Annotated in this window: 18 protein-coding genes; 1 reads left to right on the top strand and 17 read right to left on the bottom strand. The window is 38.0% G+C overall.

Annotated features, from left to right (window positions below; all coding sequences use genetic code 11):
- Positions 1-103: 103 nt before the first annotated feature.
- The 5 genes from T514_RS0113800 to T514_RS0113780 form a co-directional block, all read right to left on the bottom strand.
- Positions 104-2,470 carry a virulence-associated E family protein gene (locus T514_RS0113800; protein WP_027625326.1) on the bottom strand — a complete coding sequence of 789 codons (2,367 nt, stop codon included), beginning with the start codon at positions 2,468-2,470 and terminating at the stop codon, positions 104-106.
- On the bottom strand, positions 2,467-2,901 hold the full coding sequence (locus tag T514_RS0113795) for a DUF7768 domain-containing protein (RefSeq protein ID WP_027625325.1): 435 nt from the start codon (positions 2,899-2,901) through the stop codon (positions 2,467-2,469). Before T514_RS0113795 ends, T514_RS0113800 begins: the two co-directional genes overlap by 4 nt.
- Positions 2,901-3,653: a phage antirepressor KilAC domain-containing protein gene (locus T514_RS0113790; protein WP_027625324.1), complete on the bottom strand. Its 753-nt coding sequence runs from the start codon at positions 3,651-3,653 to the stop codon at positions 2,901-2,903. The genes T514_RS0113795 and T514_RS0113790 overlap by 1 nt, the downstream gene beginning before the upstream one ends.
- 313 nt (positions 3,654-3,966) lie before the next feature.
- Positions 3,967-4,185, bottom strand: a complete 219-nt coding sequence (locus tag T514_RS0113785) for a hypothetical protein (RefSeq protein ID WP_027625323.1) — start codon at positions 4,183-4,185, stop codon at positions 3,967-3,969.
- A gap of 25 nt (positions 4,186-4,210) precedes the next feature.
- A complete protein-coding gene (locus T514_RS0113780) occupies positions 4,211-4,924 on the bottom strand; it encodes a GAP family protein (RefSeq protein ID WP_027625322.1) in 714 nt (237 codons plus the stop codon).
- 103 nt (positions 4,925-5,027) lie between these two features.
- On the opposite strand from T514_RS0113780, the gene T514_RS0113775 reads away from it, so the two are divergent.
- A complete protein-coding gene (locus tag T514_RS0113775; protein WP_027625321.1) occupies positions 5,028-5,627 on the top strand; it encodes a TetR/AcrR family transcriptional regulator in 600 nt (199 codons plus the stop codon).
- Positions 5,628-5,903: 276 nt separating this feature from the next.
- Here T514_RS0113775 and T514_RS0113770 read toward each other — a convergent pair whose 3' ends face one another.
- From T514_RS0113770 to rlmD, 12 genes are all read right to left on the bottom strand, one after another.
- Positions 5,904-7,838 carry a DNA polymerase gene (locus T514_RS0113770; RefSeq protein ID WP_027625320.1) on the bottom strand — a complete coding sequence of 645 codons (1,935 nt, stop codon included), beginning with the start codon at positions 7,836-7,838 and terminating at the stop codon, positions 5,904-5,906.
- 72 nt (positions 7,839-7,910) lie between these two features.
- A complete protein-coding gene (locus tag T514_RS0113765; RefSeq protein ID WP_027625319.1) occupies positions 7,911-8,459 on the bottom strand; it encodes a DUF2815 family protein in 549 nt (182 codons plus the stop codon).
- 4 nt (positions 8,460-8,463) lie between these two features.
- Entirely contained in the window at positions 8,464-9,600 is a 1,137-nt protein-coding gene (locus T514_RS0113760; protein WP_027625318.1) for a DUF2800 domain-containing protein, read from the bottom strand.
- Complete coding sequence (locus tag T514_RS0113755; RefSeq protein ID WP_027625317.1) at positions 9,593-9,916, bottom strand: hypothetical protein; 324 nt, start codon at positions 9,914-9,916, stop codon at positions 9,593-9,595. Before T514_RS0113755 ends, T514_RS0113760 begins: the two co-directional genes overlap by 8 nt.
- A 239-nt stretch (positions 9,917-10,155) precedes the next feature.
- A complete protein-coding gene (locus T514_RS24610; RefSeq protein WP_034869163.1) occupies positions 10,156-10,680 on the bottom strand; it encodes a FliA/WhiG subfamily RNA polymerase sigma-28 subunit in 525 nt (174 codons plus the stop codon).
- A gap of 369 nt (positions 10,681-11,049) precedes the next feature.
- Positions 11,050-12,405 (bottom strand): ImmA/IrrE family metallo-endopeptidase, encoded by a 1,356-nt coding sequence (locus T514_RS0113740; protein WP_242850606.1) that lies wholly within the window; start codon positions 12,403-12,405, stop codon positions 11,050-11,052.
- 208 nt (positions 12,406-12,613) lie between these two features.
- Positions 12,614-13,363, bottom strand: a complete 750-nt coding sequence (locus tag T514_RS0113735; RefSeq protein ID WP_027625314.1) for a M48 family metallopeptidase — start codon at positions 13,361-13,363, stop codon at positions 12,614-12,616.
- A complete protein-coding gene (locus T514_RS0113730; RefSeq protein WP_027625313.1) occupies positions 13,356-16,481 on the bottom strand; it encodes a type I restriction endonuclease subunit R in 3,126 nt (1,041 codons plus the stop codon). Before T514_RS0113730 ends, T514_RS0113735 begins: the two co-directional genes overlap by 8 nt.
- A 13-nt stretch (positions 16,482-16,494) precedes the next feature.
- Positions 16,495-17,694, bottom strand: a complete 1,200-nt coding sequence (locus T514_RS0113725; RefSeq protein WP_027625312.1) for a restriction endonuclease subunit S — start codon at positions 17,692-17,694, stop codon at positions 16,495-16,497.
- Positions 17,688-20,378 carry an N-6 DNA methylase gene (locus T514_RS0113720; RefSeq protein WP_027625311.1) on the bottom strand — a complete coding sequence of 897 codons (2,691 nt, stop codon included), beginning with the start codon at positions 20,376-20,378 and terminating at the stop codon, positions 17,688-17,690. Before T514_RS0113720 ends, T514_RS0113725 begins: the two co-directional genes overlap by 7 nt.
- A gap of 20 nt (positions 20,379-20,398) precedes the next feature.
- Positions 20,399-20,611 carry a type II toxin-antitoxin system Phd/YefM family antitoxin gene (locus T514_RS0113715; RefSeq protein WP_027625310.1) on the bottom strand — a complete coding sequence of 71 codons (213 nt, stop codon included), beginning with the start codon at positions 20,609-20,611 and terminating at the stop codon, positions 20,399-20,401.
- Between the two features lie 353 nt (positions 20,612-20,964).
- Positions 20,965-22,326 carry a 23S rRNA (uracil(1939)-C(5))-methyltransferase RlmD gene (rlmD, locus tag T514_RS0113710; protein WP_027625309.1) on the bottom strand — a complete coding sequence of 454 codons (1,362 nt, stop codon included), beginning with the start codon at positions 22,324-22,326 and terminating at the stop codon, positions 20,965-20,967.
- Positions 22,327-22,330 lie beyond the last annotated feature (4 nt).

Here is a 22,330-nt window from a genome sequence, read left to right as displayed (position 1 = left end):
ATAAATAGGATACTTCTTGTTCCACTTGTTCCGAACCGTTGATTTTCCTTATCATTACTAACTTTAGGGAAAGAACCAGGATGGGAACAATGTAAGGTACAACTTAGCGTTGTTCCTCGACTCGGGAATAAGCTCGTTGCTTTCCGTAGACAGGAAACGTCACAACACCATTCTTGTTCCCAGTGTACTTGTTCCACTCACTGATCTTTCTCATAATGGCACCGATGGCATAGGAATCTGAAGGCTTTAGCATGGATGCCTCTTTACCGAAACACTCACACCAAATCTCCATATTGCAGACAAGGGTTCTTTGTACTGTTCCAACCCGGGTGCCGCCGCCAAATTCGCTACCGCCAAGGAAATTTCTACGCTCGTACAAAGACATCGTGTCCCAATCATCCGGCAAGAGCGTATCCAAGTAAGTACGAACCAGTCCTTCTCGTTCATCTGTTTCCATAGCATCTGCCTGTTCACTAGTTGCCATGGATACATCATCACCTTCAAGGTAGAGTTTTTCGCCCTTCTCATAAAGCTCTAGTGTCTCTGCCCAAATCTGCTGTACTTCCTCTTTGGTCATCTGCCAAGCTTTCTTTTTACTGTTTCCGCTAATACGGACTGGCCAGAATCTGCGGTTGCCTGTAATATCCCGAAGAAATCCGCTTTCTGCATTGGTAGAACCTACAATTACGCATTGACGGGGATGGCTTTCGACGTTGACACCATAACTGGCACGGTACTTATCATCCGCCCTCGAAATAAAGGACTTCACAATCTCCACATCCGTCTTACGCATTCCGGCAAGCTCACCCAGTTCCAACAACCAATATCCTTGAAGTTTTTCAGCACCAGATTTATCTTTCATGTCCGTAATGGTCAAACTATCTGAAAACCAATCTCCAGCAAGCTTAGCAAAGAAGGTTGATTTACCGATGCCTTGAGGACCATTTAAGATAAGAACACTATCAAACTTTGTGCCTGGTCTATAAATACGGGCTACCGCCGCAACCATCGTTTTGCGAATAATTGCCTTTGTATAGGAATTTTCTGTTGCACCGAAATAATCAATAAGTAGATTTTCCACTCGACAAATACCATCCCATTTTGGCAGGGAGTCAAGATACTCCTTAACAGGATGGTAGGCTCGTTCTGACGCTACCGCCAACACAGCATCCTTGGTCTTGGTAGGAGAATAGACTCCGTATTTGCTGCTTAAGTACACCTTCAGCAGTGCATTGTCCGAATCATTCCAACCACATTTAATCTGTTCCCAAGGCAGACCACCTTTGGCATCAATACCATCACGGTGGCAGTTGAAAGCGATATGCTGTAATTCCTTATCATGTCGAATAATTAAGACGATGTTGTCCAAAGTGTCTTTTATCCGACCTTGCTTATCCAATTCCAATCCCGTCTGCCAATCCTCTTCACTAAACTCCTCTTCAGCCTGGGCCTGCCTTTCCTTAGCAAACTCAGCTTTCACCGCTTCATCTTTTATAGCAAACTCACACATTGCCACAAAAGACGGCATCCTACTAGGAGCCGTTGTAGTGGAAGCTCTATCATCTAAAGAGCCGAATTTATGAATACGAACGAGGTCAAAAGCATTGAGGAGCAGGCCGCTTGCTGGGTCGGTGGCATGGTGGCTGTATGCGAATTTATCATCATAGATAATTACACCCGCACTACTATCAGCTGGAATATAGTCATAGCGCCCTTCCATAGCAGATGGCGCATAAACTGCACCTAAAAATTTATCAATTGCTTCACGAACGGAATAGGCACGACAGAAAGTTCCTACCACACCTTCCTTTAAAAGCGGATCGGCTTGTTCTCTAAGATTGCGATTAATAACCTCAGACTGCCTGCTTGATACTGGCCAAGTTGACGTATCTCGCCAGTTTTCATATTTTGCAAGATAAATATCCGGGTCAAGTAATGCTCCATCCTGCTCTTCGTAGACAAATTCACCATTAGAGGAAGTGGATGGCCAATACATAAGGCGATGGGCTTCATATGTCGTATCATCAAAAAGGTCAATACCGATTTCTTTTGCCACCATACGTCCAACGGCTGCATATTCTTCTTCACTGACCTCGCGGGCAAGAGGAACAATAAGTCTGAGTCTCGGATTTTCCGGTGTGTGCTTATGAGTGGAGTAAACGCAACATTTGAAGTCACAAAGCATGCTGATTTGTTCCCAGATATCCGGTCTACCGTAATCCATATCAAGGGTAAGAAAAGAACGACACAGAACATTGCCCTTCTTTCGCCTTCCTTCTTTTAAATGTCCCCCGACAAAGCCGCCCACGTCTTTGATATCATCTTGCTGGCCTTTTTTAAGTTTCCGATATTCTTCTACCATTTCTGTAGTACGTTGGGTTGTCTTTACACGGGAGCAAAAATCCTCCCAGGAGATATCTTTGTTTTTCCATTTCCTATCCATCCGGCTATTGCCCACTGCAATTTTCATAAGCTTTCAACCTCCTCATGCTCCGGATTAAAATACCTGACCGTTTGTCTGCGTTTCTTGGCTACTTCAATTTTCCTCGCCATACCGCTTGAGATGGTATTGCCCAGCACCCACACCTCGGAGCATTTACCCATAAGTACAATGTCCATAAATATGGCACGTTCTCGTTCCTCTGGGTTTTCATCATCCATAAACTGCGGAAACATAAGGTGGGGAGCAATTGGGATACAGTTTTGGTCTAAGGCAAACCTGCAAAAACTGCGAGCCTTTTTAATGTTTCCTTCTACATCACCGGAATAGGGAGAACAGATATATACAAGCGGCTTAAAGGCAGATTTTTTCTCTGCCTTTTCCTTTCTTATTATGTTAGTCAGTGCTTCATGGGGAGTTGGGTCATGGTATCCTTCATGGTTAAATTTGTTGATTCCCATTACACACCCTCCATTTCTATCTGAGGCAAAATACCGTCCGCCTTCATCAGTTCGTAAATGAAGAGTCTGCCTTTTTGAGTCCAATATGTATGGACCTTTGTATGCTGCTGCCCGTTACTGCCTAGGTAGCTATGTGTCTTAGTGCTGGTGTAGCCTTTTTCCGCATGCTTCTGATATAAAAGCCAAATGCCGCCTTGTTTAAACTGGATGCCCTTTTTATTAAGATAGCGGTTCATCCAAATAGCTGACTTGCCGTAATCTTTGGCAATTGCTGATGTGGAAATGAGGTCTTTGCAATTTAAAACCACATCGTAATAAGAGACTTTCGGTTTCATTTCTGCAATTTGCTGATTCTGAACAGCAACTGTACCTTCAAGCACTTTATTTTGTTTCCTTACTTGTGTTAGCTGTTGATTGGCAATCTGAAGTGCCCTTGCCATGATTGCTTCTGGGGAATTCCATCTTCTTTCTATTTCAAGAAAGTACCCGCGGCACTCTTTCCCTTTTGGAGTACGCTGTATCATGCATAGCTCTTTTGCCATGTCAATTGTTAACTGATGGTCTATGCTTGGTCTGCCTCCAGTACTTTCGCTCAAAAATGAGCTAAAGTCTGACCCTTCCTCAAATCCGTACTCACACATTCTTGGAAACCAGTCTTTATAAGCGGTCTTTACTTCCAAGGCTTCATGTAAATCACGACCGAGTACGGTTGGTCGTTGATTTTCATAGTTGATTTTTACTAATTCGTCCATACGAATTACCTCCTGCAATATAGTCAGAGAGGAAACCCCTCTACCTAATAGCCACAGGAGGTAATGATTGTTGAGGATTTTGAAAAAATAAATTAGACATCCGGATTGTTGTTCGAAATTTGTATATGTAAAATAGATTTAAAAGGTTGATTCAGTAATTTTCTACTTTAAGAAAAGAGAAAAACAGTCATTTTGGGCATCATCTTTGATCTATGACCTGGATGAGTAAGGTTGGTAGAGCCTCGAGGAGAATCAATTAAAATAAAAAATACAGAGCGAGAAATTCTCACTCTGTATTTTTTATTTACATCATTCACTTATCGTTTTTACTAGATGTTATTTTACGAGTGGCTAAAGCTATGATCCCACCAACTACAATAAATACAATGTCCAAAACGATTTCCAACCCTTGAAACGCATCAATATAATTTACTAAAAACCAACTTTTTCCTCCATTAGTCAAATGATTGATTAATCCGCCTACTCCCTGAATAATAAAAAGTAGACTGAGTCCACTGATAATTTCTTTCATGATGAACACCTCTTTAATATTTTTTCTAATTTAATATGCCCCTAAGACCGATATTAAAAAAAACTGCACCTATGACTCCTGTCGCTACCAAGAGTGAAGAGATTGGAGCTTCATTTAATTTTGACCTGATTTTAACAAGAAATTGTTGCAATCTTTCTTTAAATATAATATTAACCCCTAACAGTAACAGAGAAGGAAGCACCATTACTAGATTGTATCCAATTATTATTAAGATAGCAGGTGTAGCATCAATTGTTTGATGATTCATTAAAAAGATTGAATAAAAGTAAGGCAATGCCGTTACAAATTCAATTAGGAAAACAATGATTCCTAATATAATCATCCCTTTAATTGTTGTATTTTTGGGGATAAATGAAATTAAACGTTTTTTTGTAGTCTCTTTTGGTTTACTGAAGCTTATTAGAACAAGAACTGCTCCAAGTAGGATATAAAACCAATTGATAAAGTCAAACTGAGACAATTGTTCTATTCTCTTCAATAATGAATTTCCACCAGAGTAGAGTAATAAACCCGTGATGAAATAGCCTAACTGCGTGATGAATAAAAACACAAATAAACGAGAAGGTAACTGATTCGGTTGTGTCAGTAATAAATAGGCTGTTACAGTCAGTACACCGGGACTTAAAATATCAATTAAAGCACACAAAGAAATAATCATTAATGCTGAAGAAATGTCTAATGATGAAGAAGGCATCAATGCTTCAATAGTTTCGATCAAACAAACTAGTCCTCCTTTAAATGTTGTGGTATTATCTATTTAACACATCGTGCTATAAAAAGATAATAACACACTGCGCTAAATAAAGGAAGTGATTTTTATAATGCCAAAAATTGTTGATCATGATGAAAAGCGCAAACAAATTGCTGAGGCTGCATGGAATATTATTAGGAAAGAAGGGGTTGAGAAAGCGTCTATACGAAGAGTTGCAGCTGAGGCAGGGATATCTTCTGGTGCGTTAAGACATTATTTTTCAACTCAAGATGAAATGTTATTATTTATTATGAATTACTACTTAGAAGAAGGGAAAAAACGTTCTCAAAATAAAGAATGGTCAGAAAACCCAGTGCAGGCAGTAGAAGAAGTTTTATTAGAGCTAGTACCAATAGATGAAGAAAAGAAAATTGAAACGAGTGTTTGGTGGATTCTTGCATTACGTTCACTTACAAGTGATACAATAAGGGACAAAAAAGATGAAATGACGGACGGTACATATGAATTAGCAAATTCAATGATTGAAATCTTAGCTCTAAAAGGCGTATTATCAGATTCAATGAATGCAGAATTAGAAAAGAGTAGGTTAACGGCATTAATAGAGGGATTGTCGATTCATGCTTTATTAAGACCTGATGTATACTCTCCAGAAAAGGTGAAGGAAGTTATTCGTTATCATTTAGAGACACTCTGCAATAAAATCAATTAAGCTAATCGGTCGATGTATCAATTATTGTCCCATGTGTTTTTAATAGATTTAGTCTTACCCCTTGATTTATTATTAACTTTATAGAGAGAGGAGTCAAAATCGGTTCTTTCACTATATTTCTTCAAGATTCGAATTTTAACCCTTTATTCCACAAAAATGGAGCGTTTATTAAACAAACAAGATAGCACGTACCGGTCATAAAATAAGTGCTATCCTGTTTTCATTATTTAAAAATTGAAGGTCTTTTAACCTCCTCCCACACGATTACCAATTAATTTAATCTTTTTGATAAAACTGACACTCATAACCATCAGCACTAAGCAACAGGCCATTTGCCCATGTTGGTATCTTAGCCATCTGTTCACAGATAGCGGAAAGTGACATCCTCATGTCCGCTTCAATTATAATTTCATCGTGCACATGAGCCACAATGGAACAATTCTTTAACGTCTGCATGGCATGGCACAAAATGTCACGACTGATTGCCTGGACAATATTCTCTACAAATTTTGGCCCATAGCTGTCGATTCTTTCCCATTTCTTCGTCCCACCAACGCCTTCGTAAGTAACAGACTCACCGCCGAACACGTTCTCTCCCATACGAGGTTTCACATAAGAAAGCCGTCTGCCGGAAGGGAGGACAATAAAGAGCATCCCACTTTGATAGATAAATTTAATGCCATGTGTCTCTGTGGGAGTTTTTTGCTTAACACAGGTTTTTACTGCTCGGTCAACATCCCACCAAAGTTTTGTGATATTGGGATTGGATTGTCTCCAAGCCGTTACAAGGGGCTGAAGTTCCTCTTCTTCAATTCCCATCTCCAAAGCACCCATTGATTTTAATGCTCCAACAGATCCACCATAACCGAGGGCAAGTTCGGCTATTTTCCCTTTCTGACGAAGGTGACCGTTCACACCATGCTTTTCAACAGGTACATTAAACATCTGAGAGGCACTGGCACAGTAGATGTCACCGCCGTTTTGGAATACATCTATTCTCCATTTTTCACTTGCAAGCCAAGCAATGACGCGAGCCTCAATCGCTGAAAAATCTGCCACAATGAACTTCATACCTTCTCGCGGTATAAAAGCAGTACGGATAAGTTCCGACAGTACCTCTGGGATTGAATCATAGAGTAAAGTAAGAGCATCAAAGTTTCCGCTTCGAACTAAAGCACGAGCCTGTTCTAAATCGGGCATATGGTTTTGGGGGAGATTTTGCAACTGAATCAGCCTGCCAGAGAATCTGCCGGTTCTGTTGGCTCCGTAAAACTGAAGCATTCCTCTTGCACGACCGTCACTACATACCGCATTTTCCATTGCTGTGTATTTTTTCACTGATGATTTTGCAAGTTGCTGGCGAAGTTCCAAAACAGTGCCTAGTGGTTCAGGAGCCGTCTTTAACATCTCAGCAACTGCTTTTTTACCAAGAGTATCTGTTTCTAGCCCATTATCGGCAAGCCAATCTTTCATTTGTTGTACAGAATTTGGATTCTCTAAATTGGTTATTTCTTGCATTGTATCCATTAGCTTTTCACGGGAATGTTCATCTATTGCACCAGCCTGTTTTACGAAAGTCATGTCAATGGCAATGCCACGATCATTGATGACCTGGTCGAGATGATATTCCTCCCAGATGTTCTCAGGCATCGGAAACTTAGATAATTTCTGTTGTATAGACATCTCGGCTTCCACATCACGAAGGTTATATGCTTTAAACCGCTCCCATTTATCCATGTCATGTTCTGGCAGATTACGAACTCGACCACCATTTGATTTAGTTGGGGAGCAAGGTGTACAGAAATATTTAATGAGGTCTTTACCCTCTGCTAACTTTTGTTTCTCCAAACCTAGAACTGCACCAACTCCCTCCAAAGAAAGAGGTAATCCCATATATGCCGACCATATCATGGAACATTTCCAGGATACAGGAGCAAGATAATCTGCAAGGTTAAGCCATTTTGATAGACACACACGCTCAAACATTGCATTGAAAGCCCACTTGGTAACGGAATCATCCATAAGTGCGTTTATAATTTCATCGGGGATTTCTTCCCCGATGGCAAGGTCAACCACCTGTACTTCACCGCCATCCACCGAATAACCAAATAGTAGAATTTCAAAATCATCACTCTCTGCATAACGGTAAACTCCAGACTTTTGAAGGTTGGCACTACTAAATGTTTCAATATCAATAGAAATAGAATTCATGTATTACCGCCCTTTCCAATGCAAACGAGGTGGCAGAAGAACAACCTCCACCACCTCGTCTGTATTTATTCCTTATGCTAGAAAATCATCATCATCAATAGTTGTGAAGTCATCAGCTGCATTGGTTCTTCCCCCTAAAGGCTCTCCATCTCTTATCTTCTGGATGTTGCCAAGACCACATGCTACACCCTTATTGCCATTAGAGTTAAAAGCATAGAAATTTAGGGATACTCTTGCATAACAACCGCTGTAAACCTCGTTGCGATCCAAGATAGGTCTAACCGCTTTATCTACTATTTGGGGTGGCGTCTTGCTGTTGGCATTTACAAAGTAATGTCCTTTGTAAGCCTCGTCATCACGTTCTACGTCACCATCTCGAAGTGGCAGTTTAATAGCCGCCTTATTCGGCTTTTTACCACCAAACTTTGCAACGCCCTCTTCAATGGCTGCATCTACTGCTGCATTGATAGCATTGATGGTTTCCTTATCTGTTTTGGGAATCAATACGGATACGCTGTACTTTTCCGCTCCACCATTGATGGATACCGGCTCCCAGCCGTGAAAGTAACTAAGACGTGTGTTGACACTTGTAACAACCTTTGTTCTGTTTTGATTATTCATATTCCTATTCCTCCGTTATCTCGTTAAATTCGTTTTTTACGTTTGATATATTCATAGCCTGCCGCTTATCCGAAAGCGGAACCAGCGTTGGCTTCCCTGGTGGTTTATGTATGAGACCACCGAGGATTTCTTCAAATTTCTTTTTACCCATCAGCTTCTGCATTTCCGTAAGGGTAATGAGACTCTGACGATAGATATCCTTATAGCCGTTTGCCTTGGCTACTTCAGCCACAGCCTCTTCGTCCTTATATTTACGGATAGACCTGCCCTCGACTACCTTAAAACCGTGCCACTCTTTCCCGTGATTAACAGCAGCATCCGTGGCATAAGCAATGATTTCATTTGCCCACTTTGTAAGATCGGACAATTTAGAGAGAACTTCCTCAATTTCAGAATCCGTAAGCAGGGGTGGCAGTTTAAATTCCATCTGTGCTAATTTCAGCTTTTCTTCTGCTCTTGCACGGCATTTAACAGCCGCTCGGCAGAAAGTACACCACTCACCGGTCAGATATTCACCTTCACCGTCATAGGCCTTTTTCGCCTTTGGTTTCAGTTCATTTTCTGCCCAGTCCTTTAATTCCTTTACCGGGATTGTCCATGTGCTGACATTTTCCCTGCGGGGTTGGAAGATGGTCATGGAAACCTCCTCGATATCGTACAAGCTATCGTAGATTTCTAAAGCACCAAGGGCATACAATTTCATCTGCGGGTTTTCCACTGCATCTACTAACACACCCATGCCATACTTAAAATCGATAATATGAAGCTTTTTATCGCCAATAATGATGCAATCACCAGTTCCGAACCCCTGGGGTACATAGCAAGAAAAATCAAGACGTTGTTCAATAAGTATTAACGGGTCCGTACAGCTTTGCCTTGCCAGTTCCAGCTGCTCCATTACAAATTCCACATAGGCATCGCTGTGTTCTTCCATTTCATCAGAGTTATACACCGAGACTGGCCGTTTACTTCTCATGTGAAGTGCTTTTTTAAGTTTATGTTCACAGAGAGCATGAGCGGCGGTACCTTCAGCGGCTGCATTGGATTCACTATTTTCAAATTCCAGTTCCAATCTTGCAGAAGGAAGGCAATTAAGCCACCTATGGGACCCCGATGCGGAAAGTACTGCGTGATCACTCATTACCTAGTACCTCCGCATCTTTCAATATATCTGCATAATGTTTCGGGTCAACTTCGCTTAATTTAGAGCCACCGTATTTTTGGATAATTTCCCTCACTTGAGAAGTAAGACCGACTTGACTCTTTTCAGCGAGTTTTGCTCTGACTTCCTCCAGAGCGATCTCCTTTTTCTTTGGCGCAGGTTCTTTTACAGGTGTAGTCGGTTCTTTTGCTTCGACAGGTTCATTGCTCGCCATCGCATCAGCAACCGCTTGTACGCTGTCTGCCAAAGAGCGCATATCAGAAACCACATCAAGAAGTAGTTTGATTTTGCTCATGGTTTAATCCTCCCTCCTTAATCTCACTGATGGCGAGTTCTTGTACTGTGTCACCCGGAACAAGGATAGTCAGTTTCTGCTTATCACCAAGTAAGAAACGAAGGAAACGCTCCCTTATAGTGACATTACGGCAAGTTACAATCCCGCCAGTCTGTGGAGTTTTTGAAACACTGATTTTCAAGTTGTGTTTCATGTTCTTCACCTCTTTCCGAGAGCGTTTATGTGTTGCCCTCTATCTATTAGCCGTGGCAAGAGGGGAAAGTTGAGGATTCTGGAAAAACTTTTTTGAAATTCTTCTTAGCTGTATTTAAACGGTGTGAAATGGCGCTTTTACTAACACCCTCACGCTCTGCATACTCAGTCATTGACATGCCATCAAGATATACAGCAATAAAAGGTTCTGAATGTTTTGGCTTGAGAATGGAACGAATAATCTCACAGTAATATTCATAATCTTCCTTTTTATTTCGTTCCACTTCTTGGGAATTATCGGGGAGATAGTCCATATGATCCGTTGCATCCTCAGATTCGTCGTCCTTACGGAATGGTTTTTTGGGCATCCCTCTGTGTCTATCAAATTTATGCCAGTTATTGTACTCGGGTTTGTTATACTTATCGTTAAAAGCATCTTGAATTAAGCGCTCTTTATTTGATTTGGAAAGTCCTTCACCCACAAGGGACAGACTAACCCACATTTGTTCTGTTTCTTCATCATTAAGCTCGATTGTTTGAATTTTCTCTTCATACCTTACTGAAAATCTCATTAGATTCTCCTGTTCCCGTCTTGCAAGACGGCGGAGTACTAATGAGTCTTAGAAAAAATGACCAACAGAGTTACTTCCCGAAAATGTGCATAGGAAATAAAACGGAGGAGCATAAACTTTTCCAATAGCCCTTCATTGACTATCTTCGATTCATTTATGTATCCACCGTCTTCTACTGGCCAGCTTTAGACGTATTTAAATTTTTGTAAGACCTGAGCCTTACACTTATAAACATAAAAGATTTCAAAATTCAGCGACCAACTCATAGAGTTGGCTTTTGTTTCCTTATAAATAGGGTTTTTTCAATTTTGAGCAAAAAAAAAGAACCCCTTTCGGGGTCCAAAACCAACTCAACGAGTTAACGAACTTTTAATTCTTTATTTCACTACCTAGTTCAGGTATTCCAAACTGCCCTAAGACTCCATTGAAATCGTCAAGCGAGAGTCCCGGCATAGTATCCATTATACGAATATAGGTTTTATCAGGATCAGAATAATAATTTAATTTGTTATTTGATTTATCAAATAACTTTTGTGTTATTCTCGAACTTAATCTCATGGCTACACAAATCGCCATCAAAACATTAGTAGTCATGTTGTTATAGTTATTTTTCTTAATTTTACCGTGATAGTTTATGTGCAGTCCTGTCTCTTCGTTAAATTGCTTAGGATAGTTCCATTTTCTATTCTCCATCAAAAACCATAAACACTCGCACAGAGATTTAGTTGGGTCTCCTATCATCTTCATAAGTTCAATTTCTTCTTGTTCATCATAAGAAGCTAACTGTTTATAAAATGCTTGGTAAGCCTCTTCTGGTTCACACATTAAAGAAGACTGATACTTTGGATGGAATGTAAGAAGTCTATTGTCAATTCCTTCTACTTTTCTAAGTACCGCATAACCAAGAAAATCTTTATCGGCATTTTCATATGTAGTAAACTTTTGCTCACGAATATTAATAACACATTTTGCAAGATTTTTCTTTGCTTTAGCAGTTAAATGAAGTACTCCATCTTTTTGTTTTACATACTGTATGTCAGCGAGAACAAAGTACCCGTCAGCATAAACAAATCGTCCATCGCTTATCCATCCTTTAAGAACTGAATCTGTGTCAACAATCTTTAACGCTTCTACTGGAGTTAATTTGACAAAATCTTTATTGCTATTGATTTCTTCATAGACATCTTCATAATCTGAAAACCTTGAAATTGTATCTTTAAGACCAACCTCAATCAATCTATATTTTACTGATAACCGTGACGTTTTAAAGAAGATACTTAAATTTTCAATTAAAGTGTCACACGATAATATAACATTTTCTCCAGCCTCTTTATATTGTTGAATAAACTCCAGTGCCTTCTTTTTAAAGCTGTTTTTTGGCATAAGGACTCTTGGTGCTAATCTATGTGCCTGCCATTCCAACCACCTTACTTCATTTTCTTTTGTGTTCTTTCCCTCAGGTGGAGTATAGAAAGTCTCAGATTGACGGCATAAAATAGGGTATAGCTTTTCAGTTGCGTCTTTATTTTTTATCTCAAGGATTTCAAAATATCTTTTATCTTTTTCCCAATGCAGTGCCTCATGGATTAGTGTGTTTCTTCTCGAACCTTCACCAAATACAGCTTCAGATAATGGATCAATCAATACAGTTCCAGCATTAAAAGCGGTTGATGTATATTGCCTTGTTTCTTGGTCATAAACATCTACATGTGCGTCTAGTAGCAAACAGCAACCAAAAACATCTAAATTGCTAGATAAGGAAACTTCTTGTACTGTAAGTCCCATATCCTGAAGAATCTCCTCAACTGGAAGAGGCATTGGATTAACCAATGCCTGCTTACAATATTTTGTTAGAAATTTAGTTGCATAATCATCAAGTCGATTCTTTCCAAGTATCAATGCGCCCGATTTTTTATTAATATCAAAAATATCACTAGATGTTATTTTGCTCTTCATTCTCTACCCACTCCCCTTTTTCAATATAATCTAAAGGCAGCTCTGCTAATAGCTTTCTTGCCTCTTTCCAGGTAGGGTAGAACTCCTCAACAAGTGCATGGAATCTATGGGTGTGATTCTTTTCTATCAAGTGTACTAGTTCATGTATAACCACATACTCAAGACATTCGACTGGTTTTTTAGCAAGCTGCAAATTAATCCATATTCTTTTTTTATCAATATTACAAGTACCCCATTTTGTCCTCATGTTTTTTATTTTGTATTCATTAGCATAAAGATTTGTCTTTGCCTCGCACCTTGAAACCACACCATTCAATACTCGTTTAAGTTCTTCTCTGTACCATTCGTTAAAAGCCCTCTCCCTAGATTCTTTAGTTGATCTCTCGGGAGCAGTTAAAATTATTTTATTTGGTAGTTTAGTAATTTCGTATTTGTTTCCTTCATAAACGACCTGTAAACGGTAAGGCTTTCCCCATAAATAATGTGATTCGCCAGACACATATTCACGTTCAGTTTGACGTGGTTGTGATAACATTCGATCTCTCACCTTGGTAATCTCTGGCATTTTCTTTAAAACAAAAAGCCTTATTTCTTCATCAGGATAATCACTAGGAGTGCTGACGGTTACATTTCCTTCTGGGGGATTAACCCTTATATAAAGATTTTTTAGATTTTGCTTTTTGATAATCTCTATTGGCATACCGCCAATTATTACTTCATTACACATCGTATTCTCCCTGTCTTTCAGCTATTTCGAAGACGGCATTTGTTTTTTCAGTTGCTGCATCTTCGTCATAACCATATACCAATAAATTTTGATATATAGCAAGTCTTATATTTTGTTGTTTCTGGAAATTTCGCTTCCAATCAGGACGTATTGCATTACGGATAGTATTGTCACTATTTATAGCCAGTTTTTCATCTCTATCAAAGTAATCAAAGAAAGCTCTTCTGGCTTCGCTTTTCTTAATAGCATCTGGATAATCAGAATTTTCTTCCGGATGTAAAATTGCTTGTGCTAGTTCTACCACTTGACGCAGATACTCCTCATAACTCATAGCCTCAATTCGTCTTTGGTCAATAACTATTTGGAGCATTTCCGATAGCTTACCATAGTAGACTTTATTTGATGACATCTTCTTAACAATTTCATGTTGCAAGTTATTTTCAATTATCTCCGCTTTAGCATTATCGCTTCCTGGAAGTTCTTTCACTAATGCATCTATTGGTGTTGTAGTTGTATTATTTAATAGCAACTCAACCAATGGCATATTGGCTAGTTCGCTTACGACCTTAGAATCTTCGGCACGAATGTAGGTGTCCAAGATATAACGCATATCCGCCTCATAAGGCTTCAAGTCAATATAATCACAACTCGCAAGTTTAATCATTTCTTTTATTTTGTTATATCCAGAAATATCACTTCTAAGCTGGTTAACTTGATTATCTGAATAACCATAGTTGCTCACAAGTTTATCACAGCAATTTGCAAAGGAACGAGTCAGGGATGCAGTAAGAGCGTATAAAATATCCCTACGACCTATTCTCTCATCATCCTCACTATTTTCACCACAGAAATATTCAATATAATCAGTATCCTCTTTCGGATCATTTACATTTTCCAGCAAATCTTTAAGTGATGCAATTGCACCTACCATTTCAGATTTAGCTTCATCATAACGATTCTTAATAAGCCCCTCAACATCTTCTTTATCAAAGTTATCGAAAGCCTCAGTTGTATAATCAGCAACTGCCAACTGTACATTACGGAACAAATCCATATAATCTACAATGTAACCATAGTCTTTATCCTCACCATCTGGTCTATTAACTCGACAGATTGCTTGGAACAAGTCATGATCACGCATAGATTTATCAATATATAGATAAGTGGCACTTGGTGCATCAAAACCTGTTAATAGTTTGTCCACTACAATAAGTAACTTCATTTTAGCAGGTTCTTTCTTGAATTGTTCTTTTACTTCTTTTTCGAACTCGGATAGTTTTTTACCTCTAAGCATCCGCTCATAAATAGACTTCTTATATTCTTCTTCACCCTCTTGACTTAAGTCGCTCGTAGCAGTTCTTACACTAGCGGCTGAAGGTTCGTAAGAGGTGACAACAGCACACCTATTAAAGCCATTGCTAGTAAAGATATCCCAATATCTACAAGCCTCGTATATACTGTTAGCAACCAGCATAGCCGTTCCACGTTCATTTTTAAGGCGCGGTTTTAAATTCATGTCAAAGATAATATCCCCTGCAATTTTCTCAAGTCTTTGTCTTGAACTATATAATTTATTGATTGCAGTCCAGCTTTGTTTTAAATTTGTCTTTGCTCTTTCAGTAAGACCAAAGGTTTTATTATCAAACCACAAATCTACCTTGTCCTTATTGGATAAATCTTGGTCAACATCTCTTGCCTCATAACGCAAATCAAGAACAACACCATCTTCAACACCCTCATCAAATTTATAAGTGTGAATATACGATCCAAATGTTTCAAGGCTGGTTTTCTTGTCCTTTTTAAGCAGCGGTGTTCCTGTAAAACCTATAAGCACTGCTTCAGGCATCAATACTTTAACAGCCTCGTGTAATTTCCCCGAGTTTGTACGGTGGCATTCGTCAATAAAGGCAATAATGTTTCCTTTTGCCATAAAGTCAGCAGGTAAGTCCTTTAATAACTCTTTCCGATACTGATCCACATCGGATTGTTTACCTGCATTGTGTCCATACTTATGAATTAAAGAGCATATGATAGAATCATCATTTTTATTTAGTATTTCTCTTAAATCAGAGCAACTCTTTGCTCTTTTAACTTTCTCATTAACATCAATAAATAGGCTCTCTATTTGGTCATCAAGCTCATCACGGTCTGTAATGATAACTACACGGCTATCTGCCACATTTTCAATAATCCACTTAGCCAGCCAAACCATTATCAACGACTTACCTGAACCTTGTGTATTCCAAATGATACCACCCTCATTTTCAATAATCCTTTTCCTTGCAGCAATATTTGCAAAGTACTGATTATGTCTTGTAACCTTCTTCACTCCAGCATCAAAGATAATGAAGTCATAAATCAACGATAAAAAACGTTCTTTTTGACAAAGAGAGACTATAGCATCTCTTAGCTTATTCTTTTCTTTAGATTGAATATCCTTGATAGTTGCAGAAAGGTCATCGGTGGCTTTGATATCTTCTTTCCATTTAAGAAAATACTTTTCAGCCGTTTCGGTAGTACCGTACTTAAGCCCCTCTGCCTCATTTCCTGCAAAAATTAATTGAACGGTACTAAAAAAAGGCTGAATATACTCTTTTTTTTGATTTGTAAGATTTTGGCGAATACCTTCGCCAATACTCACGCATGATCGCTTTAACTCAAATACGCCAAGAGCGATGCCGTTTATATACAGTACCACATCAGGACGTTTTCTTTCTATCTGATTAAAACAAAGTACACTTACTTCTTCAGCGACATAAAAATCATTATTTTCTACATTATCCCAGTCGATATAATGCACAGTTTGACGATTTTTATTATCGTCCTTTACACCTTGCTTTCCGTAACGAAGTAGGGAATAGACCTCTTTATTGGTTTGATATAAGCTATCCACTTGATTACTTGCCTTAGTAACAAGTTCATTTACTGCTTTTGAAATTTGGTCTTTCGTATAACCGCGCTTTTCTAGATTCTTCTTTAGCAAGTCCTCTTTAACTGGTGTGTTGTCTTGATCTTCAAGGTTGCCAAGATATGTGTAGCCTAAACCACCGTCTTTTTCTTCATCTATTAACCAGTGGATGACCTTATTTTGTAATTTTCTTTCTAAATCAACAGACATAAACTTAACCTCCTTATAATTTAAGACGCACACGGCCTGTTAAAAGGTCATCCATTGCACCTTCTCTAATTCCCATTATCTTCTCTTTTTCTATTTCGAGAGATTCGATTTCTTCATCCATATCTGTTAAGACAGAGGCGATGGCTTGTTGTTCTCTAATATCCTGTGGCATTCTAAACTCAAAATTACTTAAATCTTTTTGATATAGATGCTTTATTGTAGAACCTGCGGACAATGTATTAATAAACTCTTTAAAAATTGAGGACAACAAAACTCTATAGAGAAACGTTGGAAGAAGGCTAGGCGTTGTTCTGAAAACAAAAACTCCGCTATTCAGAGTTGCTGGTTTATCCAATTTAGGAACCAGTGCTACCTTACCAATCGTTCCATCTTTTGTTACCAGTACATTATTTGACTCGACTTGAATATTTGAATCCATATCGTATCGTTCTTTTGATACGTATGATATGTTCTCCAGATTGACCTTTCCATTATGGAAATCAGTGCCCCCAATTAAATAACTGTATCCACTTCTTAAATACTCTTCCTTTTTTAAACCTTGCCATCCAATTCTTGCTTTTGGTTTAATCACTTGGTTAAAAGAAACAGTTTCCCATTCCTTGTCAAAACCATCAACCCTAGTATTGCCTCTAATGAGGTCTTCCAAAGCTCCATCTCGGATAGCTTTTTTCTTTTCGATTAGTTCGGTTAAGTTGCCAATATGCTCATCAAAGTCGGAAAGTGTTTGGGCTATTTCTTTCTGCTCTTCAATAGACGGGAGATTGATATCGGTATTTAAAATAATGTTGTTATACAATCTCTTTATTGTTGTCCCCTCTAAAGCTTTCCAGGGATAAGAGCGATAAAACCAATACAGAAATTCTCTATCAACTACTTCCTTATTAACTTTAAGCCACACAATGTTGGAGTCTTGAAAATACGATTCTTTTCCATCAAATTTAACTACTTTTCCTACTGTCCCAGCTGCTGATATTAGTACATCACCTTTGTCAGGATACGGATAAACGTTTTTATATCTTTCAAACAAGTCTCTTGAAATATATGCATCTGCCTTTTTACCAAAAGTACTAATTTTGTAGAAAGGAATAGCCCCATAAGATTTTGTTTGGTATTGAAAAATCCTACGACACATTTGAATATGCCCTAAATCCTTTAATTGTAATTGTCTCCAATCTTCTAGATGAGTTACCAAATATACCCCATCCTTTCCAAAGCAGACTTCACTTTTTCTTTTGATTGAGCTGTCTTTTCCTCAATCTCTCCTAAAGTATGCTCATAGCGTCTTGCAATTAAGACAACTCTTGACGCAAGAGTATTCAGTACCTGGTCAATCGCATCAGCAATATCACCCTCAAGCCTTGCCATCCACTTTTTGTCAAAGAGTAAATACTTTATTTCATCAATCGTTAACTCGCTATATTTAGCAAGTACTAAATCATCAAGTGCTTTTTGTGCCTCCTTGGTCTTCTTGTCAACCTCATCCTTTTCTGTCATCTTCGCTTGATATGCAAGAAGAGCGTTGTACTCATCGGCATAAATTTCAGGGATAACTGCATTGTCGTTTGCCTCTTTTAACGCCGTTTTTAACTTTGCCTTACCAAATGAACCATTCTTATTTCTAAGTTCATAGCCCTTTAGCTCATTGTTATCTTTGACGATTTTCTCCATTTCGATTGTATTGCCCTCATCAAACAATTCAATCAACTTTGTAATATCACACATTACAGGTGAGGTCTTTTTACTTTCGAGTTCCCTAATCCGCTTATTAAGATTTGCCTTTGGAATGCTGTCACCTTTTTCATTTAGGGCATTTACAAGCAAACCTTCATCGCCAGATTCTTCTTCACACATTTCATCAAGTTCAGATTCAAGCAATATAGATTTTTCTATCAACTCATTAAGTGCTAATAATTCAGTTTCAAAATACTCACGCTCGATAATATCTCTTGAAATTAATAGACCATCAAACGACTTCATTTTAGAAGTGTCATCAACTTTTATTTCTTCTCCATTTTCATCTTTGGCTTTCTTTTGAGCGTATACATATTCAATCTCGCAACCAGCCTCATATCCACTAGCCTTAATTACATACACATCATCTTGCATTTTCTCATTCCAATAATTTAGCAAGAAGTCGTACACATCGTAATTGTCTAAAAGCTGTGCCGATTCGAAATCATGCAGGATTTCAAGACCAATGTTACGAATTAACTCCTTTGGATTTGTATCTGCATTGATGTTTAGCAGCACATTTTTTACTGCATTTTTCCAAGCCCCGAATAGTTCTCCACATTCGGTTTCTTTTTGACTCTTGATATTTTCGTCTTCAGAGATAACCGTTTCTATCTCGTTTGGTGACGTAGCAAGGTTATAGACGTTTTGCTTTTCATCAACACGGATAAATAGCTCTTGTTTTAACTTCGGTGAAACTTTCCATAGCTTTTCTATTGAATCAATATCAACTTCCGGAATTCCACCCTTTAGATGTGATGCAATATTTTGCGGTAATTTATCATCAATCTTTTGGATATATCGAGGGACATTCAGGTTACCATCGTTTTCTTCCAAGATTTCTTTATAGGTAACAAAACGAGAATAACCCTTAATTTCTTCTTTATTTATGCATGTTTGCACTATCTTCTCAATATCTTGTTCACGAAGGCGATTCTTGTTACCATCTTTCTTAAATCCACTGCTTGCATCTACCATAAAGATGCCTTCACGATTATCGGCATTTTCTTTATCGATAATTATGATGCAAGCAGGAATACCTGTGCCATAGAACAAATTAGCAGGCAAACCAACTATGCCCTTGATGTATCGCTTATCAAGAACTGCTTTTCTAATGGTCTCTTCTATATTCCCTCTGAATAGTACACCGTGGGGCAGAATAATTCCTGCCTTACCATTACTATCTAACGCCTTTAAAACATGTAAAAACCAAGCATAGTCACCATTCTTCTCTGGTGGAATGCCATAACCTTCAAATCTTTTATATTTATCTTCTGATGGTTTAATTCCATCAGTCCAATCCTTATCTGAGAAGGGTGGATTCATGACAATAAAGTCGAATTTTCTAAGCCCTCCGAAATCATCCGTATATGCTGGGTTTGCTAACGTATTACCACTCTTGATTTCACCTGTACCTTTGTTATGTAGGATAAAGTTCATCTTTGCTAAACCTGCAGTATCTGGATATTTTTCTTGACCATATATTGTAACTATAGAGTCACCGTTTTCATCCATAGGGGCTTCATCTGCTGCACGGATTAGTAGAGAACCGCTACCCGCAGCAGGATCATGAAGTGTCCATTTCTTACCAGTCTCATTCTTGATATCACCAATACCAATAAGTCTAGCAATGATACGTGACACTTCACTAGGCGTATAAAATTGACCCTTGCTCTTACCAGACTCTTGAGCAAATTTCATCATGAAGTACTCATAAGCATCTCCGATGATGTCATCGCCACTAGCTCTGTTACTTTTGAAATCAATAGCAGGGTTTTGGAATATAGCAATAAGTCCAGAAACTTTATCAACTAGTTCCTTGCCAGAACCCAGTTCATCTGGGTTATTAAAACTAACATCAGGAAGAGAACCTTGAAGACGGTTTTCTTCTAGGAACTTTTGGATAATCTTATCTACTCGTTCACCGACATCACTCTTGCCCTTTGCGGCAATTAAGTCATCAAATGATGCACCTTCGCTTACTGTAAACTCAGCAAATCGTTGTCCTTTGTATCTATCTGATACGTATTTAAAAAACAACAATACAAGTACGTAGTCTTTGTATCTTGACGGCTCTACGCCACCTCTTAATTTATTACACGCTTCCCATAGTAGGGAATATAATTCTGATTTTTTCACGGCCATTTATTTTACCTCGCTCATCTTTAATATTCTGTTATATCAATTCCCGATTTCAAAAGCCTTTCATAGCGTTCATTAGACAGTAGAACAGCAATAGGCTTTCCATTTTTTAAGACGAAAGCTGTCCTATCCTCTTCAGATAATTTAGTTATTAATTTCGAGGATTGTCCTCTTAAAAAATCTGACATATTATAAAAGTCCATAGGCTGTTTTTGCACTTTATCTTCACTTTCCATATCCACACCTGCTTTTTCTTTTTATTATACCAAGAAAACCAATTTATAGGAATGACTATTTATACTTGAAATGTAATTACCTTTTCAACTCAAATATTATGATATGTATATCTAAAAATAGAGATAGGGATAGCCCTTCATTTCAAAAGTAGGGGATGTTTCATCTATCCTATCTCCACAACCTCATGTAGTTATCTAATCTGTCTCCACAACCCTACGAATATTTTTGTGGTAGATATGTTTCCTAAAAAAAATAAAAATAAGGATCTTCAAGGCTAAAAGGTACCGCCAGATGTCAGGCAGAAAATCTTCCAATCTTGAAAACCCTTTATTTATCAATGTTTTGAATAGTCCTATTTCTCCACCCTAGACATCAAGGCAACACACTCAACGTGAGGCGTGTGAGGAAACATATCCTTAACCTTAACTTTTTCTATCTTATATCCATGTTCTACAAGTACCTTTAAATCCGTCACTAGAGTCTTTGGATTGCAGGATACATAGATTATGTCTGGTGCATTAAACTTTATAACATAGTCTAAAGCTATTGGATGCACTCCTGGTCTTGGTGGATCTAGTATTATTAGATCAGGCTTTTCATTAATAGTTCCTATAATTTTAGCTACATCTCCTGCTATGAACGTACAGTTGTCTAAACCGTTAAGCTTTGCATTTTCATTAGCAGATTTAACCGCTTCTTCGATAAGCTCTATTCCTATAACCTTTTTTGCTTCTGGAGCTACAATTTGACCTATAGTTCCTGTTCCACAATATAAGTCAAATACAGTTTTCGATTTAGATTCTCCAATAAAATCTCTAACTATGCTGTATAATCTTTCTGCTCCTTTAGAGTTAGTTTGGAAAAATGAAAAAGGTGATATTTTAAATTTTAAACCTAATAAATTTTCTATAATGTAATCTCTTCCGTACAATACTTCTACCTTATCCCCTTGAACCATATCTGCCAAAGAGTCATTTGTAGTATGTAATATTCCAACTAAAACTCCCCTATAGTTTAAACTCTTTAGTTTTTCTAAAATTTCACTAAAGTCAAATTCTATTTGAGATGTAGTTACAATATTTATTAGAATTTCTCCTGTATTTGAAGCCTTTCTTATAACTAAATTTCTTAAATATCCTTCATGACTCATTATCCTATAATGAGGAAGCTTCTTTTCTCTAAAATAATCTAGTACTGTGCTTAAAATAACCCTATAGTCTTCATCAACTATTTGGCAACAGTCTACAGTTATAATTCCAAAGCTTTTTCCTTTGGCATGCATACCTAAGGTAAGTTCTCCACCCTTTTCCATATCTCCAAAGGTGAATTCCATTTTATTTCTATATTCAAATTCCTCTGGACTTCCTTCAATACCTAAAAATTCAAAGCCTTCAAGGTCTGCTTTTTCAAATAGCTTTAGTACCTGTTCTTTTTTTAATTCTAGCTGTTTTTCATAAGGCACATCCTGATGAGCACAACCTCCACATTCTCCAAATACTGAACATTTAGTTTCTCTTTTATAGTCTACATCTTCAATTACCTTAAGCAATCTTCCCTCAGCATAATTCTTTCTTTTCTTTGAGACTCTTGCTAAAACCTTTTGTCCTGGTAAAGCACCTTTTACATAAACCTTTAATCCTTCATATTCAGCTATACCTGTAGATGGAAATTCAGTAGTTTGTATATTAAATTCATATTCTTTACCCTTTTTCATAAGT

Origin of the sequence: Clostridium lundense DSM 17049 (assembly GCF_000619945.1) — a bacterium.
In the GTDB taxonomy this organism is placed as follows: Bacteria; Bacillota; Clostridia; order Clostridiales; family Clostridiaceae; genus Clostridium_AO; species Clostridium_AO lundense.
The sequence above is the reverse complement of the archived record's forward strand: the minus strand, read 5'-3'. Positions and strand labels throughout refer to the sequence as shown.

What these genes read in the sequence shown, in the direction of transcription:
- T514_RS0113800 (WP_027625326.1), bottom strand. Translation starts at nt 2,470, where the DNA reads ATGAAAATTGCAGTGGGCAATAGCCGGATGGATAGGAAATGGAAAAAC.
- T514_RS0113795 (WP_027625325.1), bottom strand. Translation starts at nt 2,901, where the DNA reads ATGGGAATCAACAAATTTAACCATGAAGGATACCATGACCCAACTCCC.
- T514_RS0113790 (WP_027625324.1), bottom strand. Translation starts at nt 3,653, where the DNA reads ATGGACGAATTAGTAAAAATCAACTATGAAAATCAACGACCAACCGTA.
- T514_RS0113785 (WP_027625323.1), bottom strand. Translation starts at nt 4,185, where the DNA reads ATGAAAGAAATTATCAGTGGACTCAGTCTACTTTTTATTATTCAGGGA.
- T514_RS0113775 (WP_027625321.1), top strand. Translation starts at nt 5,028, where the DNA reads ATGCCAAAAATTGTTGATCATGATGAAAAGCGCAAACAAATTGCTGAG.
- T514_RS0113770 (WP_027625320.1), bottom strand. Translation starts at nt 7,838, where the DNA reads ATGAATTCTATTTCTATTGATATTGAAACATTTAGTAGTGCCAACCTT.
- T514_RS0113765 (WP_027625319.1), bottom strand. Translation starts at nt 8,459, where the DNA reads ATGAATAATCAAAACAGAACAAAGGTTGTTACAAGTGTCAACACACGT.
- T514_RS0113760 (WP_027625318.1), bottom strand. Translation starts at nt 9,600, where the DNA reads ATGAGTGATCACGCAGTACTTTCCGCATCGGGGTCCCATAGGTGGCTT.
- T514_RS0113755 (WP_027625317.1), bottom strand. Translation starts at nt 9,916, where the DNA reads ATGAGCAAAATCAAACTACTTCTTGATGTGGTTTCTGATATGCGCTCT.
- T514_RS24610 (WP_034869163.1), bottom strand. Translation starts at nt 10,680, where the DNA reads ATGAGATTTTCAGTAAGGTATGAAGAGAAAATTCAAACAATCGAGCTT.
- T514_RS0113735 (WP_027625314.1), bottom strand. Translation starts at nt 13,363, where the DNA reads ATGTGTAATGAAGTAATAATTGGCGGTATGCCAATAGAGATTATCAAA.
- T514_RS0113730 (WP_027625313.1), bottom strand. Translation starts at nt 16,481, where the DNA reads ATGTCTGTTGATTTAGAAAGAAAATTACAAAATAAGGTCATCCACTGG.
- T514_RS0113720 (WP_027625311.1), bottom strand. Translation starts at nt 20,378, where the DNA reads ATGGCCGTGAAAAAATCAGAATTATATTCCCTACTATGGGAAGCGTGT.
- T514_RS0113715 (WP_027625310.1), bottom strand. Translation starts at nt 20,611, where the DNA reads ATGGAAAGTGAAGATAAAGTGCAAAAACAGCCTATGGACTTTTATAAT.
- rlmD (WP_027625309.1), bottom strand. Translation starts at nt 22,326, where the DNA reads ATGAAAAAGGGTAAAGAATATGAATTTAATATACAAACTACTGAATTT.